The organism is Alkalimarinus alittae (genome assembly GCF_026016465.1).
GTDB lineage: Bacteria > Pseudomonadota > Gammaproteobacteria > Pseudomonadales > Oleiphilaceae > Alkalimarinus > Alkalimarinus alittae.
Genome location: NZ_CP100390.1, coordinates 2,346,850 through 2,361,727, shown reverse-complemented (window position 1 = coordinate 2,361,727; position 14,878 = coordinate 2,346,850). Strand labels below are relative to the sequence as shown.

The following is a 14,878-nucleotide window of genomic DNA, read 5'->3' as shown; positions in this document are numbered from 1 at the left end:
GTAACGGTCATGAATAATCACATAATAGAGATTACCGAACGAATCGCCGAGCGTAGCGTTTCAACACGAACCTGTTACCTAAAAAAAATAGAACAAGCGTATATAGCAGGGCCTGCTAGAAGCCAAGTGAGCTGTACTAATCTTGCTCACGATGTCGCGTCGGCCTCTGATAGCGATAAGTTGATTCTTAAACAGCGAACGCAGCATGCCAATATTGCAATTGTTTCAGCGTATAACGATTTGCTGTCCGCTCATCAACCCTACGGTAACTTTCCTGATTTAATCAAAAAGAGTATTGCTAAAAAAGGCCATGTTGCCCAGTTTGCTGCAGGAGTCCCTGCGATGTGCGATGGCATTACGCAAGGCCAACCGGGTATGGAGTTGTCTCTCTTTAGCCGTGATGTTATCGCAATGTCGACGGCTGTAGCGTTAAGCCATAATGTATTTGATGGCGGATTATACCTTGGGATTTGCGATAAAATTGTACCTGGTTTGTTAATTGCCGCTTTAGAATTTGGGCATTTACCCGCTATTTTTGTCCCCGCTGGACCAATGCCTACAGGTATCCCGAATAAAGAAAAAGCCCATATCAGACAGCAATATGCCGAAGGGTTGATAGACTCAGATGCGTTACTAGAGGCGGAAGTTAAGTCTTACCATTCGCCGGGTACTTGTACTTTTTATGGTACTGCTAATAGTAATCAAATGTTGATGGAGTTTTTGGGGCTTCATCTGCCGGGGTCTTCATTTATACCACCCGGCAGCGACCTACGTAATGCTTTGACAGAAAGGGCTGCTGAGCGAATCTGTGAAATCACAGCGCTAGAAGATGAATACACTCCTCTGGGTAACATGATCGATGAGAAATCGATCGTAAATGCAATGGTTGGTTTAATCGCAACAGGTGGTTCGACAAATCATACGATTCACTTAGTCGCTATTGCAAGAGCGGCAGGCTTTATTATTGACTGGGATGACTTTGCTTCATTATCTAAAGAGGTGCCATTACTCGCGCGTGTTTACCCCAATGGTGACGCTGATATTAATCAATTTAATCTCGCAGGCGGCGTACCGTTTGTAATTAAAGAGTTACTAGCCCTCGGGTTATTACATAATGATGTATCGACCATTACCGGACAGGGCTTAGAGGCGTATACGACTATGCCGCAGTGTACTGGTAGTGCATTGACGTGGTCTGAAATCACCCATACCCAAGATAAAACAATTATCAGGCAGGGGGGTGATCCATTTGCAAAAAGCGGTGGTATTTGTTTAATTCAAGGTGATCTTGGTCGCGCTATTGTAAAGCTCTCTGCCGTACCTGCAGCACACCACGCGATTACGGCACCTGCTGTCGTGTTCAGCTCTCAAGAAGCCGTTAAACAGGCATTTGAAAAAGGTCGCTTAGATAAACACTGCGTTATTGTGGTCAAAAATCAAGGCCCCAGAGCCAATGGTATGCCGGAGCTCCATAAATTAATGCCACCACTCGGAGTGTTACAAGACCGAGGCTATAATGTGGCATTAGTTACTGATGGTCGCTTGTCTGGTGCGTCAGGTAAAGTACTATCTGTTATTCATATGACGCCTGAAAGCATTGCTGGAGGGTTTATTTCACGTGTGGAAGACGGTGATATTATCGAAATAGACGCTACGTCGGGCACATTAACCGTCTCTGCTGATCTTGCATCAAGAGCACCAAACGTAGGGGATCAACAGGCCTCAACAGATCAACTTGGAGCAGGACGGAATCTATTTAACGGCATGAGATCTAGGGTGATATCGGCAGAAGAAGGTGCAACAACGTTTCAATAGAGATACCCCATTGAACAGTAAAGGGAGTTGTTATGAATAAATCTAAAGCCATGTTCGATGCCTGGCTCATGCAAGGTAAACCTGTTGTTGCTGTGATTGTTATAGATCATAAAGATAACGCTATACCGTTAGCAAATGCGTTGAAAGCAGGCGGAGTGCGTATGGTTGAAATTACGTTGCGAACGCCTGCAGCCTTAGATTCCATCAATGCATTAGCCGATCAGTTTCCAGATATTATTGTGGGTGCGGGAACAGTAGTAACCCCCGAGCAGGTTGATCAAGTGGCCAAGGCTGGAGGACGATTTATCGTTAGCCCAGGTTTTTCTGCAAAAATTGCTGAGCGAGCAGAACAATACGGCGTTGCTTACTTACCCGGTGTTGCGACAGCCACTGAGATTATGACTGCACTTGAAAGCGGCTATGAATTCCTAAAGTTTTACCCTGCTGCACAAATTGGCGGGGTTAACATGTTAAAAGCCCTTTCTGGGCCATTTCCCCAAGTGATATTTTGTCCAACGGGAGGCATCAGTGAGCAAGATTATAGTGATTATCTTGACTTAGATAACGTGCGCTGTATCGGCGGTTCTTGGTTTGCGGCGAACCACCTTATAAGGGAAAAAAACTGGGACGCTGTGACGACACTAGCTGCGAGATTATCGTAATTTACTCGTACTAAATACCTTAGGGTATAGCTGAAGCAGCCTTTAGTTTTTCCTCAAGGTATTTAATCACTTTTTTATCAACGGCTTTAGGTGCACGACTTAAACGGTGTACATCACGGTCTGCAATAGGAGAGCGTGATACTGATTGCAATATCTTATGTGTGCCCATAAAGATACCGTCACGCAGCGGTGAAAGGGACTTATCAGTAGAAGGCCTTTCCGCGTCTAGTAAGTATTTATTAGACGCGGGTGGCAAGCCCCATTGCTGACAAATCTCATGACACATTTTCCAGTTTCTTTTTTGAATGATCGATTTAATCATTGAGGGTTCTAATTCACCTATTGAAGGATCATCAGCTGAATATGACAGTAATGAGCGATAGATTAATAAGTACGTTAATGCAGGTAGCAAGCCTAAGATGTAAAGGGCGCTAGACTCATGCCCTTGATAGAAGGAATACTGATCACTGGCTGTTGCGGATAAAAGCCCCCATTCCCAGACTTTTTGGCTGAACTCTCCTTCTTTGCTGTTGCCCCCTTTCATCAGCGGCATCATGACAGTGGCTGATATGATGTTCCTAATACCTTCACTACCCAGTATAAATACCGCTTGTTCCACGCTGTCTATCGGTTCGCTTGATACACGAAAAAAAGGTGAATTGGCGGTTTTGAGTGTCTGGGTTGCCAGAGCCGGGTCGGCAAGGAGGGTATTTGATATTTCACGGGTTGATGAGTCATCTTTATTTAGAAGCTTGATAAGCAGCGGAAATGAGGCAGGCCGTCGTGGTATTTGATCGATGCTGAGTGCATCATGATCTAAAGTTTTAAGTATTTTTTGTTCTTTTTCGTTTAATTGGTCTGTTGTCATTTGGAGTTCAGATTCAGTGCAGTTTAATAGCCAGCAAAAAAATGCAGATTCTAACTCGTTAGACGTAGACTGAATAAGGTGGTTTTCAGTTTCATCTAGATTAAGTTTGTTGGTATCTATCGTTGCTGAAGGTTCAGAATGATTAGCGTTGAGGGTGCTTTCGTAATGAGGGGGAACAGAAGAGGCTCGATTGAAAATTCGATTAATCCATTGCCAAGGCATATCACTCTACTTCCTGTTATTAAGTTAAATACGGCCAATATTTTGGAACTTCGCATTTAGTTAAGAAGTCTATAGGCTTTATGTCAAATCGAAGAAACAGGTCTGCGTTAATGTAATGACAAAAAGTAGAGTGTAAGCTGTTTTGACTAGACTAGGCGACGTTATCTGCCGTATTAAGTGAACGCCCTTTTTTAACGGCGTCTTGATATAGGTTTGACGCTATACGAATGAGTTGCGCTTGTTCCAGTACTGAAAGGTTTTTACTTTTAAATGAGGGCGATATTCCGTAATCTGTTGACCCTGGTTGACCATTAAACTTGAACGTACTGCCTGAACTATGCGTTACAAGCTGCTGTTTAATGGATATATTCCAATCTTCCATAATTTAGACCATGCATTAAATTTGTAAAAAAGCAGTTTACCAATAATTTTATACATGTGTAAGCTGTCTTATATAAAATAATGATTTTTTAATGGCGTATGGACACTGCTTATCCACTCGTTAGCTGCTTAATGACTTCTTTGTTTGGCTTTTTTGATATATTCGATAGCTCAACGCGAGTAATAAACAAATAAATGCGGGTGCTAAGAGTGCTTTAAATAGCATTTTCTCAAACAAGAAAGCACCAAATATACTCCCTACGATAAAGCCTGCAATGATCAATATAAATAAGATAGCTTTTCGTTTATCAAAGGCTTCACCTCTCAAGACTGAACCCAGCATAATGCCTAGATCAGTAAATATACCGGTTAAATGAGTAGTACGTATAATGGCTCCGCTGTACGTGGTGGCCAATGCGTTTTGAAGACCGCAGGCGGCTGATGCAGCGAAGTGCCCGTAGTAAGATCCTTTTGATAGCAGATAAAATGCCACAAAAATAAGCAGCCCTTCAATCATTAACGTGGTGTCGTAATGTCGTCCAAGCTTTAATGCACTTCCTCTCAATAGAAATCCAGAGATTGAAGCACCCAAAAAGAATGCTGCTAAAATACCCAGTAAGTGAAAGGTGCTTTGCACAGAGTTCTCAAATATTTTTGTGCCTAGCAATGTTGCGGTTCCTGAAACATGGGATACCGCTTGGTGCTCAAAGCCTAAGAGACCGATTGCATTGATGCAGCCAGCAATAAATGCCAAAATAAACGCACCATATTCTATCCATTTCGGTAAGTTTCTTATCAACGTCTAACCCCAATTAGCTTGTTACAATGATCAGTATTGAGTTCATGTTAACCTAGTGTCATAAATCCAATAGCGAAGTAGCAATAGAAAAGTACACCACTACGCCAACGGCATCTGCAATGGTCGTGACGAGTGGTCCGCTTGCGGTTGCAGGGTCTAGTTTAAGCTTGCTTAATAAGAAAGGTAAGGATAAACCCACTAAACTGCCGACCATCACCACAAACACCATGGTTAAGCCTATCACCATAGCAATTTCATAACCGCCGCGCATTACGCCCACCGGAAAGACTAATAGAGCCATGGTTAATCCGAGTGCTAGCGCAATAACAAGCTCTCGTGAGATAAGCTTTTTCCAGTCTTTCATGGTTACATCTCCTGTTGCCATGGCTCGAACCATAAGCGTGGCAGACTGCGACCCGGCATTACCGCTACTATCAATTAAAAGAGGTAAGAAAAATACGAGGGATACATACGCTAAAATAGTTTCTTCAAAAAACGCTAACCCGGCACCCGAAAACAAGTTTCCGAATATAAGTAAAGAAAGCCAAACAACGCGTTTTTTATAAAGTAGCCCCATACTGGCTTTCATGACACTTTGCGTTAACGGCTCTACGGTGCCTGCTTTATGAAAATCTTCTGTTGTTTCTTGCTGCATAGCGTCTGCAGCATCATCATGAGTCACGATACCTACTAGTCTGTTATTGGCATCTACGATTGGGATCGTGGTTAGATCATAGCGATTAATGGTATTAGCAACGTCTTCTTGAGCGTCATCAATCGACATTTTAACAGGGTTTTGATCCATTATTTTGGATATCGGGGTGTCATCTGACGCTAATATAAGCTCATGTAACCGCACAACACCCAATAGGCGTAACTCAGCATCAATAATATAAGACCGATAGATGGCTGTTTTTTTGGGGGCCTCATGTCTAAGTTGGTCGATAGCCTGTTTTGCGGTTAGATTGCCCGCAAGCGTGACATACTCAGAACTCATTAACGCGCCAGCGGTCTTCTCTGCATAAACAGATAATCGCTTAACGTCCTCGCGTTGCTCTCTATCGAGATCTTCTAATAATTGTTGTTGTTCGCTAGGCTCTAACTGGTTGTACAGGTCAACACGGTTATCTGAAGCCATTTTCGATGCAATTTCAGCTAGCGCTTCATGGGATAAAGCGTTGGCAAATTGAACCTGTGTTTCGAGGTCTAAATAGCTGAAGACTTGGGCACGTTTTTCAACGTCAAGTTTAAGTAAATGAGTCAAGCCTAAGCCCAGATCTAAGCTTTCGATAAAGGCTGCAATATCAACGGGGTAGGCTGATTCTATAAAGTAATTTATTTCTGTTGAATCAGCCTGGGCTTCGGGAATTGAAACACCTTGATACAGGTTACTTGTACTCATAAATCTCTCCAACGAAGATCCCGTTGAGTATGGGGTATTGGTCTAATATTAAGCCGTTGAAGCTATTATAGTTAGCTAGGCTTAATTGATTTTTTGCGTGCAGATGCGTGGCGTTCGCGTAATTCAACATCGATATATTTATCTGTAATTGCGCTCGAGCCGTGACCTGCATCATCACGCACATGCTCACGAGGGCGTCGCTTAACATCATCAGAAATACCCGTGTGCCTTAACCAGTGAACTGTCGCGGTTTTTAAACGCTCAGAATCTTCGGTAAAGCCATCTTCGATCATTCTTTTCACGGCTGCATCGAAGCAGGTTTGAACGATATTTCTAATTTGACGTGTACTTGAAATGCCACCAGAGCCTCGTGTTTTAGGGATTAGCGGTGTTTGTTCTCCAGGGTAGGGTAATACGGATAGGTTACGATAGGTGCGATATCGTTTTAAAGCGGTAAGCATTTCGTCACTGACCGAAACCGAACGCTCTTTATTACCTTTACCGACAGTAATGAACCACCAATTTCCATCCATGTCGAGCTGAAAATCACCCATTTTAGGGTACCAACGATCACTTTGAGTGAGCTCTGATATACGTAAATACATGCCGTAGAGTGCATTCATAACAAATAGTGTTCGCTCGTGTATTAATGCATTTTGTTCGGCCATGATCTCGGCGGTTTCTATTACATACTCCCACTGAAGGTCTGAGAGGCGGCGAATTTTCTCACTTTGTTTTTTTCGGATGAATTTACTTTTTTGACGTATCAACGAAATAGGGTTTACGTCACTGTGCTCTTCTTGAATCAGGAAATTGAAAAAGCTACTAAGAATCGAAAAAATGGCCTGAAATGACTTTTGAGATAATGCCCAGTTACTAATATCTGGGGCTTGCTCCGCTGAGTATTCAACTTTACCTACTTTTGAAACAAAAGGGCGCCACTCAGGATTTACGACTCGTTTGCCGTGATGTTCGGTAAAACGTGAGACTGTTTTTAATCCTATCCATTCTTTAGGTGGGTGTTGGCAAAATGCTAAAAAGTCATCTATTTCTGCGCGTCGTATATCTCTAAGGCTAACACCTGCAACAAACCACGCCCACTGCAATAGGCGTTCAACTTCTCGGCGGTAAGAGGCAAAAGTATCAGCGCTTCCTCTGTAGCTGCAGAGAAACTCACACGCAATAGTATAATCCGATAACGCATTTGTCGGCGCATCTGATTCAATTCGCGCCACCACAGAAGGGTTCTTTTCGTACTTTTCTTCTAGCATCACTTTGAGTGTATCAAACAAAGGTAATGGTTTTTTATGTTTTGATTTCAATCTATTAGCCGTTAAACTTAATGTTAATTATTATGATTGATAGTGTGTGAATTATGATGCTTTAAAGTGTCTTAGCGAAAAATATCATCACGTTAAGTTTTATCGAGTTCTTCAGCGAGGTAATCTAATAATAATCGAACCTTGGGTGATAAGTTCCTATTCTGAGGATACAAGGCCCAAACCCCTTCGTCTGACTCCCGGTTATTTTCTAATAAAGATACTAGTTCACCTGTTTTAATAAAGGGTAGTACATAGTAGTCGGGTAATTGAACAATACCTATCCCTTTTAATGCGGCATCCACTAAGGCGCGACCACAATTGCATTTAATATTGCCTTTAACCCGTATATTACGAACTTTACCTTGCTCCTGAAAGTGCCAGTAATCCAGTGTACCCTGAAGGCAGTTGTGACGGTCAAGCTCAGATAGTGAGTGCGGTACACCAAACTTAGCAAGATATACTGGTGATGCACATACATATTGAGTGCGTGACGCTAAACGCCTTGCCATCATACTAGAGTCATCGAGCTTACCTAATCGAATAGCAAGATCGAACCCTTCGTCAATTAGATTAAGCTTTTGATTAGTTAAATGTAGTCGTACATCGAGTTCTGGATACTTTAAAACAAAGTTATTGATTAATGGTGCTATAGGGTTTTCGCCATACGTGACTGGCGCGGTGATTTGTAATTTACCTTTAGGGATTCTTTGCAGGTCAGTTATAGCACGCTGGGCTTCTTGAAGGCCATCTAGTGCTAGTCTGCAATGTTGATAGTATATGTTACCAACTTCGGTAACCGATACATTGCGAGTGGTTCTATAAAAAAGCTTGGTGGCTAATCGTGCTTCAAGCGCGCTGACTTGCCTACTGACTTGAGCCGTCGATATTGCTAGCCGTTTAGCGGCTGCAGTAAAGCTTTCCGTCTCTGCGACGGCTACAAACTCACTAACACCTTCCCAGTCGAACATTGCTACTTCACCTCTAGGACTGTGCCAAAAGACTGATAAAAACGAATCAGCATTGGCGCTATATTCAACTAAGCTTAACACGATCTAATTTACTCGCAGAAGCTTTATTATTACTCAGCAGTAAAAGTGAATTGATAAATAGGGGGATTATCTTCTTTATCGGTTATCGCTAAACTATCATTCATTGGAATTAAGCGATGATCTTAAATTTCTTAGTTAATTATTAATAGGAACTCAAATGACAGCACAAACAATCAAATCAAAAGCTGCAGTAGCTTGGGCCGTTGGCCAACCATTAACCATGGAAGTGGTTGATGTCATGCCGCCACAAAAAGGCGAAGTTCGCGTAAAAATTATTGCCAGCGGTGTTTGCCATACTGATGCATTTACGTTATCTGGCGATGATCCAGAAGGTATTTTCCCTTGCATCCTGGGTCATGAAGGCGGCGGTATTGTTGAGTCTGTAGGCGAGGGCGTTACCAGTGTTAAAGTGGGTGATCATGTTATTCCGCTTTACACGCCTGAATGTGGCGAATGCAAATTCTGTAAATCAGGTAAAACCAACCTTTGCCAAAAGATACGCGAAACACAAGGCAAAGGCTTAATGCCAGATGGAACCACTCGATTCTCTAAAGATGGCCAACCTATTTATCATTACATGGGGTGCTCGACATTTTCTGAGTACACTGTACTGCCCGAGATTTCATTAGCTAAAGTAAACCCTGATGCGCCACTTGAAGAAGTATGCTTGCTGGGTTGTGGTGTTACCACGGGTATGGGGGCCGTTATGAACACCGCTAAAGTTGAGGAAGGCGCGACAGTCGCCATTTTCGGTTTAGGGGGGATCGGTCTATCTGCGATCATCGGCGCAACAATGGCGAAAGCAAGCCGGATTATTGCGATAGATATTAATGAAAGTAAATTTGAATTGGCGCGCAAGTTGGGCGCTACTGATTGTATAAACCCTAAAAATTATGACAAACCGATTCAAGACGTCATTGTTGAATTAACCGATGGTGGAGTTGACTACTCGTTTGAGTGTATTGGTAACGTTAATATCATGCGTTCAGCCCTAGAGTGCTGCCATAAGGGATGGGGCGAGTCGGTAGTCATTGGTGTTGCAGGTGCAGGCCAAGAGATATCGACTCGACCATTCCAGTTAGTGACTGGGCGAGTTTGGAGAGGTTCTGCCTTTGGTGGTGTTAAAGGTCGTTCTGAGCTACCTGAATATGTAGAGCGTTACTTGGCGGGTGAGTTCAAGTTAGATGACTTCATCACCCATACCATGGGGCTAGATAAGGTTAACGAAGCGTTTGATTTAATGCACGAAGGCAAGAGTATTCGGTCTGTTATTCACTTCGATAAATAAACAAACCTTTATTTCAGCTGCTCATTTATGAGTGGGCAGCTGGTTTACGGTTTACTTATTCAGGGAGAGTAGGTTATGACAATTGAAAATTTAAGTAGTAATAAAACGTTTGGTGGCTGGCATAAGCAGTATAGCCATGTATCGTCATCACTAAATTGCACAATGCGTTTTGCTATTTATCTTCCACCTCAAGCATCAAGTGGTGAGAAAGTGCCCGTGCTGTATTGGTTGTCGGGCCTAACCTGTACCGATGAAAACTTTATGCAGAAAGCCGGCGCGCACCGTATAGCGGCTGAATTAGGCATTGCTATTGTAGCACCCGATACCAGTCCGCGAGGTGAAGATGTTGCAGACGATGAAGGCTATGATTTAGGTAAAGGTGCAGGGTTTTATGTAAATGCTACTGAGGCGCCTTGGCGTCATCATTATCAAATGTATGACTACATTGTGAATGAGTTACCGGCGTTGATTGAATCTACTTTCCCGGTGTCTAATAAACGGGCTATATCTGGTCATTCGATGGGGGGGCACGGTGCACTCGTTATTTCGTTACGAAACCCTGAACGTTTTACATCTGTATCGGCGTTTAGCCCGATTAGCAACCCGTCAAATTGTCCTTGGGGTAAAAAAGCCTTTACCGCGTATTTGGGTGAAGACAGTAAAACGTGGCGCAACTACGATGCAAGTATTTTAATGCGCGAAGCGACTCAAAAGGTACCCGGTTTAGTTGACCAAGGGTTAGCAGATGACTTTTTAACAGAGCAATTAAAACCTGAGTTACTTGAAGCCGCGGCAAAAGCAAGTGATTACCCATTAGAGGTTCGCCTCCATGAAGGTTATGACCATAGCTATTATTTCATCGCGAGCTTCATTGAAGATCATCTTCGTTTTCACGCTGATCATTTACAACGGTAATAACTAACACATTGTTCAACCAATGATCGCTTAAGCGTGACGTTGCTTAGTTGACATTAAAATGAAATAAAACTGTCACTAAAGATACACACCCCCTAGATATTGTTAATAAAAACAAAAGGGGGGTGATGTTATGAGCTTTAAACGACTAATAGCGACTAATGATAGTTTGGCTACTGAGCCAGTTGATGCCAATAGTCCGGTAGATCAGCGTAAGCCTGTTTTAACTGATAGCTTAGATAACTTATATGGCATTAATCACTTTTTTGCCGGATTTATTAAAGCTTATCCTCATCTACAAGGGGTTGAGTTTGTAGAGCAAATTCTTGAACATTTTAACTTTTCCTTCCAAACGCCTTGGAAAGAAAGAGAAAACATACCCGCAGAAGGCCGGGTCATTATCATATCGAATCACCCTTTAGGGACGCTTGATGCGCTTGCACTCTATAAGTTAGTAAGTGATGTGCGACCTGACGTGAAAGTGGTTATAGAAGGCGATCAGAGTCTACCCAAAGCGATCAAATCCTCGCCGCTTGCTCATCTTATTTTGCCTTACAAACCGCACACTGACTTATCTTCTGATTCCTGTCTAAACGAAAATAACCCTGTTGTTGACTACCTTGCCGAAGAAGGTGCGTTGATTATTTTCCCTTGTCAGGATATGTCGCGTATTCGACCAACAGGTGTGAGTGATCCAAAATGGCGATTTGATTTTTTGCAGCTTGCATTATCAACACAGTCGCCTATTTTACCGCTGTTTATTGATGCCAAAAACTCAGCCTTGTTTTATGGGTTATCAGCCATTTATAAACCACTATCGTCCTTAATAGTTGTACCAGAAATGTATAAGCAAACTCGCAAATCTGTGAGTATTCGTGTCGGTGGTTTAATTGCTAATGATACGTTTAAACAAAGCGGTTTACCGTTAAAAACTCAAGTTAAGCTTTTCAAAAAGCATGTCTATAAAATAGGAAAAGGTAAACAAGGAATTTGGCCTTCACAGACAGCAGTTGCTCATCCTGAGCCACGTAAGGCATTGAAACAACTGATATCGTCTCAACTACATTTAGGTAAAACCAGTGATGGTAAGCAAATTTATTTATACCAACACTCAGGTAGTAGCGCTGCATTAAGAGAAATAGGGCGCTTACGCGAGATCTCATTTAGAGCTGTGGGAGAGGGAACAGGTAAAAGGCGTGATATTGATCAGTATGATGCGGTTTATAGCCAGTTAGTGTTATGGGATGAGCAAGACCTCGAAATTGTTGGGGCGTATCGCTTAGCCGCTGCTAGAGACATTATTAACAATAATGGCGTACACGGTTTATATAGTGCGTCGTTGTTTGACTATGAAGAATCAATATTACCCATATTAGAGAAAGGTGCAGAGTTAGGCCGAAGCTTTGTTCAACCTAAATACTGGGGCAAACGAAGCTTAGATTATCTTTGGTATGGGATTGGTTCTTTTCTGGGTCAAAACCCAGATATTCGATACTTATTTGGCCCTGTTAGCCTATCTAATGACATGCCAAAAGCAGCAAAAGACCTGATGGTTTACTTTTTTACATTGTATTTTGGTCAGCTAAAACATCAGGACGACTTCTTAAAAGCGTCAGGATGTATAGCCGAATCTAGCGTAAACAAAGCAAATATCACTCCATTGGCACGCTCAAAAACACCTTATCGGTTATCGTCAGATTTAATAAATCACCTTAAAATCCAGTTTTTAGGTGATGATTACAAACAAGATTTTAAAACCTTAAAGCACATTATGTCTAATATGGGGTGCAGTATTCCTACATTGTTTAAACAATACAGTGAGCTGTGTGATCCAGGGGGGCTGATCTTTTTAGACTTTGGAATCGATACGGGGTTTGGCGACTGTATAGATGGCCTTGTTATGGTTGACGTGACAAAGATAAAGCAAAAAAAACGCGCACGATATATGCCTGATGGTTTACTAGAAGGATAAACGATGTTTTATTCACTGTGGCAAGCAAGCAATGTTTTATGGACATTGCACTCTAGAGCTCACTTAACCAGTAACGATATAACAGAAAGCCGTTTTTTTTGTTCTTATCCGATCGCCGTTAACGATAAGGAGGTTATGGTCGATCAATACGAACCCATAGAGCCTTATGCGGGTACGTTAGTGGTGATTCATGGTATGTCGCCCAAGGGTAAACAAGATCCGCGAGTAATGCTGTTATGTTACGCCCTCAGAAGAGTCGGGTATCGCGTTATTGCGCCCGATATAGAAAGCATAAAAAATCTAATGATTTGCTCATCTCAAGTTGGTGATATCGCTAGCACATTGAGCGCAATAGTAAAAAACAAAACGCTAACACCTAGGGGGACTATAGGGTTAATGGCACCTTCATTCTCGGGTGGTATGTGCCTTGCCGTCGCGTCATTACCTGAACTTAAAAATCATGTCACAGCCGTGTGCGCTATTGGTGCATTTACTGAAGTTAATTCCGTGATGAATTACCTTCTTAATGATGATACTGCAGACCTTTACGGACGGTTTATTGTATTAAAAAAAATTGTACCCCTGGTCTGTGATGACTATGCGTTATTTGAGGAAGCGCTAGATGCAGCGATTAAAGATAACCTCAATGAAGTTAATTTTGATGAGTTTACCAATGCGTATAATTGTTATTTAAGCTCCTTAACTGAGCAAGACAGACAAAAAATCAGACGGTTATTTCATGATGTCGCTTACAGAGAGCAATTGTTTAATTCAAGCAAGCGTTATTTATCGGATGAATTAAAAGGCTTGGATATCATTAGCCGTATTAAAGACCTCTCAGCCAATGTTTTGTTACTTCACGGCAATAACGATAATGTAATTCCTCATCATCAGTCAGAAAGGCTATTTCATAAACTCAAAGATTTAAAGAAAAAAACGGAACTTGTAGTAACCCCCTTTATAAGCCACGGAGATACTCAATTTAAACTATCTCAGTTGACTGACATCATGAAACTTATTAAGGGATTCTCTCGATATTTTCGTAATGTTTCTCGTTTAAATACATAAACACTGACATTAATCAGGATGAGTATGTTCACTAGGACGTTAAGAGAATGTTTGCCTGAGTTAGTTCAGTTAGAGCGATTTATTGCGCGGGCTCGTTTTAAGGTTAACCATGAGTCATCGGTTGCGTTTAAAGACCTTTCATTGCCAATTTATAGCGTTGAAGTTATGCCCTTTAAAGCTGGATTGCCGACCGTTATTTTTACTGGTGGTATTCACGGCATAGAGCGGATTGGAACCCAGGTCTTGCTCGCTTACATGGACATGCTATCGACTAAACTCTCATGGGATGCAGGGCTACAACATCAACTAAGTGTCCTTAATATTATATTTATTCCCATCGTTAACCCAGGGGGAATGTATCTGAATAGGCGCGCCAACCCAAAGGGGGTCGACTTAATGCGCAATGCGCCTATTGAGGCGGAGACACAACCCCCACTATTGGGCGGTGGACAACGGTTATCCTCTAAACTCCCTTGGTATTGTGGTAATACAGTGTATGGGCTTGAACAAGAAAGCCAAACATTAATGGATATTGTTGAACGTTATGCACAACAGTCACCCTTTACTATCAGTACCGACTGTCATTCAGGCTTTGGGCTGCGTGATCACTTGTGGTTTCCATATGCTTACAGAAAGCGGCCCATAGCCGCACTCGATAAGCTCTATGCGTTAAAGCTCTTACTCGACAAAACATATCCGCATCATGACTATGTGTTTGAGCCCCAATCTCTCAGCTATATAACTCATGGCGATTTATGGGATTACATATACAAACGGCATAAAAATAATAATGAATCTGTTTTACTGCCACTAACGTTAGAAATGGGGTCTTGGAATTGGGTAAAAAAACACCCTATACAATTATTGAGCTTTGCTGGCTTGTTTAATCCTATTGTTCCTCATCGGCAAAGAAGAGTCTTGCGCCGTCACTTAATGCTTTTTGATTTTATATGTTCAGCCGCCATTGCACATAAAAAGTGGATACCCAAGAAAAAACAAAAACAGCGTATGTTCCAGGCCGCTGAGCAATTTTGGTATAGGGCCTCTCCTTGATGATGACTATTGTGCTATAAAGTTGGTACAGTAGCGTTAATGGCCAGTGAGCCAAACATACA

13 protein-coding genes are annotated in these 14,878 nt (G+C 42.1%); 7 read left to right on the top strand and 6 right to left on the bottom strand.

From position 1 onward, the window contains the following. Positions 1–9: 9 nt before the first annotated feature. Both edd and eda read left to right on the top strand, forming a co-directional pair. On the top strand, positions 10–1,815 hold the full coding sequence (gene edd / locus NKI27_RS10720; protein ID WP_265046048.1) for a phosphogluconate dehydratase: 1,806 nt from the start codon (positions 10–12) through the stop codon (positions 1,813–1,815). 32 nt (positions 1,816–1,847) lie between these two features. After that, entirely contained in the window at positions 1,848–2,477 is a 630-nt protein-coding gene (gene eda, locus NKI27_RS10715) for a bifunctional 4-hydroxy-2-oxoglutarate aldolase/2-dehydro-3-deoxy-phosphogluconate aldolase (protein WP_265046047.1), read from the top strand. A 19-nt stretch (positions 2,478–2,496) separates the two neighbouring features. On the opposite strand, the gene NKI27_RS10710 is transcribed toward eda, so the two are convergent. The 6 genes from NKI27_RS10710 to NKI27_RS10685 all read right to left on the bottom strand — a co-directional run bounded on the left by NKI27_RS10710 (position 2,497) and on the right by NKI27_RS10685 (position 8,439). Further along, positions 2,497–3,567, bottom strand: coding sequence for an HDOD domain-containing protein (locus NKI27_RS10710; RefSeq protein ID WP_265046046.1), 1,071 nt, complete (start codon positions 3,565–3,567; stop codon positions 2,497–2,499). A 151-nt stretch (positions 3,568–3,718) separates the two neighbouring features. Further along, a complete protein-coding gene (locus NKI27_RS10705) occupies positions 3,719–3,949 on the bottom strand; it encodes a hypothetical protein (RefSeq protein WP_265046045.1) in 231 nt (76 codons plus the stop codon). A 120-nt stretch (positions 3,950–4,069) separates the two neighbouring features. Beyond that, positions 4,070–4,747: a YoaK family protein gene (locus tag NKI27_RS10700; RefSeq protein ID WP_265046044.1), complete on the bottom strand. Its 678-nt coding sequence runs from the start codon at positions 4,745–4,747 to the stop codon at positions 4,070–4,072. Positions 4,748–4,805: 58 nt separating this feature from the next. Further along, positions 4,806–6,149 carry a magnesium transporter gene (gene mgtE, locus NKI27_RS10695; protein WP_265046043.1) on the bottom strand — a complete coding sequence of 448 codons (1,344 nt, stop codon included), beginning with the start codon at positions 6,147–6,149 and terminating at the stop codon, positions 4,806–4,808. Positions 6,150–6,220: 71 nt separating this feature from the next. Beyond that, the gene (locus NKI27_RS10690; RefSeq protein WP_265046042.1) at positions 6,221–7,471 is read right to left on the bottom strand and encodes a tyrosine-type recombinase/integrase; all 1,251 of its coding nucleotides are present in this window, start codon (positions 7,469–7,471) and stop codon (positions 6,221–6,223) included. Positions 7,472–7,563: 92 nt separating this feature from the next. Continuing rightward, positions 7,564–8,439 (bottom strand): LysR substrate-binding domain-containing protein, encoded by an 876-nt coding sequence (locus NKI27_RS10685; protein WP_265046041.1) that lies wholly within the window; start codon positions 8,437–8,439, stop codon positions 7,564–7,566. Positions 8,440–8,677: 238 nt separating this feature from the next. On the opposite strand from NKI27_RS10685, the gene NKI27_RS10680 reads away from it, so the two are divergent. The 5 genes from NKI27_RS10680 to NKI27_RS10660 all read left to right on the top strand — a co-directional run bounded on the left by NKI27_RS10680 (position 8,678) and on the right by NKI27_RS10660 (position 14,816). Continuing rightward, a complete protein-coding gene (locus tag NKI27_RS10680; protein WP_265046040.1) occupies positions 8,678–9,808 on the top strand; it encodes an S-(hydroxymethyl)glutathione dehydrogenase/class III alcohol dehydrogenase in 1,131 nt (376 codons plus the stop codon). 75 nt (positions 9,809–9,883) lie between these two features. Then, positions 9,884–10,723 carry an S-formylglutathione hydrolase gene (gene fghA, locus NKI27_RS10675; protein ID WP_265046039.1) on the top strand — a complete coding sequence of 280 codons (840 nt, stop codon included), beginning with the start codon at positions 9,884–9,886 and terminating at the stop codon, positions 10,721–10,723. 133 nt (positions 10,724–10,856) lie between these two features. Continuing rightward, on the top strand, positions 10,857–12,695 hold the full coding sequence (locus NKI27_RS10670; RefSeq protein WP_265046038.1) for a lysophospholipid acyltransferase family protein: 1,839 nt from the start codon (positions 10,857–10,859) through the stop codon (positions 12,693–12,695). Between the two features lie 3 nt (positions 12,696–12,698). Continuing rightward, entirely contained in the window at positions 12,699–13,763 is a 1,065-nt protein-coding gene (locus NKI27_RS10665) for an alpha/beta hydrolase family protein (protein ID WP_265046037.1), read from the top strand. 24 nt (positions 13,764–13,787) lie between these two features. After that, entirely contained in the window at positions 13,788–14,816 is a 1,029-nt protein-coding gene (locus NKI27_RS10660) for a M14 family zinc carboxypeptidase (protein WP_265046036.1), read from the top strand. Positions 14,817–14,878 lie beyond the last annotated feature (62 nt).

Excerpts from the sequence above, each read along its gene's own strand:
- mgtE (WP_265046043.1), bottom strand. The coding sequence starts at position 6,149 with ATGAGTACAAGTAACCTGTATCAAGGTGTTTCAATTCCCGAAGCCCAG.
- fghA (WP_265046039.1), top strand. The coding sequence starts at position 9,884 with ATGACAATTGAAAATTTAAGTAGTAATAAAACGTTTGGTGGCTGGCAT.
- edd (WP_265046048.1), top strand. The coding sequence starts at position 10 with ATGAATAATCACATAATAGAGATTACCGAACGAATCGCCGAGCGTAGC.
- eda (WP_265046047.1), top strand. The coding sequence starts at position 1,848 with ATGAATAAATCTAAAGCCATGTTCGATGCCTGGCTCATGCAAGGTAAA.
- NKI27_RS10670 (WP_265046038.1), top strand. The coding sequence starts at position 10,857 with ATGAGCTTTAAACGACTAATAGCGACTAATGATAGTTTGGCTACTGAG.
- NKI27_RS10680 (WP_265046040.1), top strand. The coding sequence starts at position 8,678 with ATGACAGCACAAACAATCAAATCAAAAGCTGCAGTAGCTTGGGCCGTT.
- NKI27_RS10660 (WP_265046036.1), top strand. The coding sequence starts at position 13,788 with ATGTTCACTAGGACGTTAAGAGAATGTTTGCCTGAGTTAGTTCAGTTA.
- NKI27_RS10705 (WP_265046045.1), bottom strand. The coding sequence starts at position 3,949 with ATGGAAGATTGGAATATATCCATTAAACAGCAGCTTGTAACGCATAGT.
- NKI27_RS10665 (WP_265046037.1), top strand. The coding sequence starts at position 12,699 with ATGTTTTATTCACTGTGGCAAGCAAGCAATGTTTTATGGACATTGCAC.
- NKI27_RS10685 (WP_265046041.1), bottom strand. The coding sequence starts at position 8,439 with ATGTTCGACTGGGAAGGTGTTAGTGAGTTTGTAGCCGTCGCAGAGACG.
- NKI27_RS10710 (WP_265046046.1), bottom strand. The coding sequence starts at position 3,567 with ATGCCTTGGCAATGGATTAATCGAATTTTCAATCGAGCCTCTTCTGTT.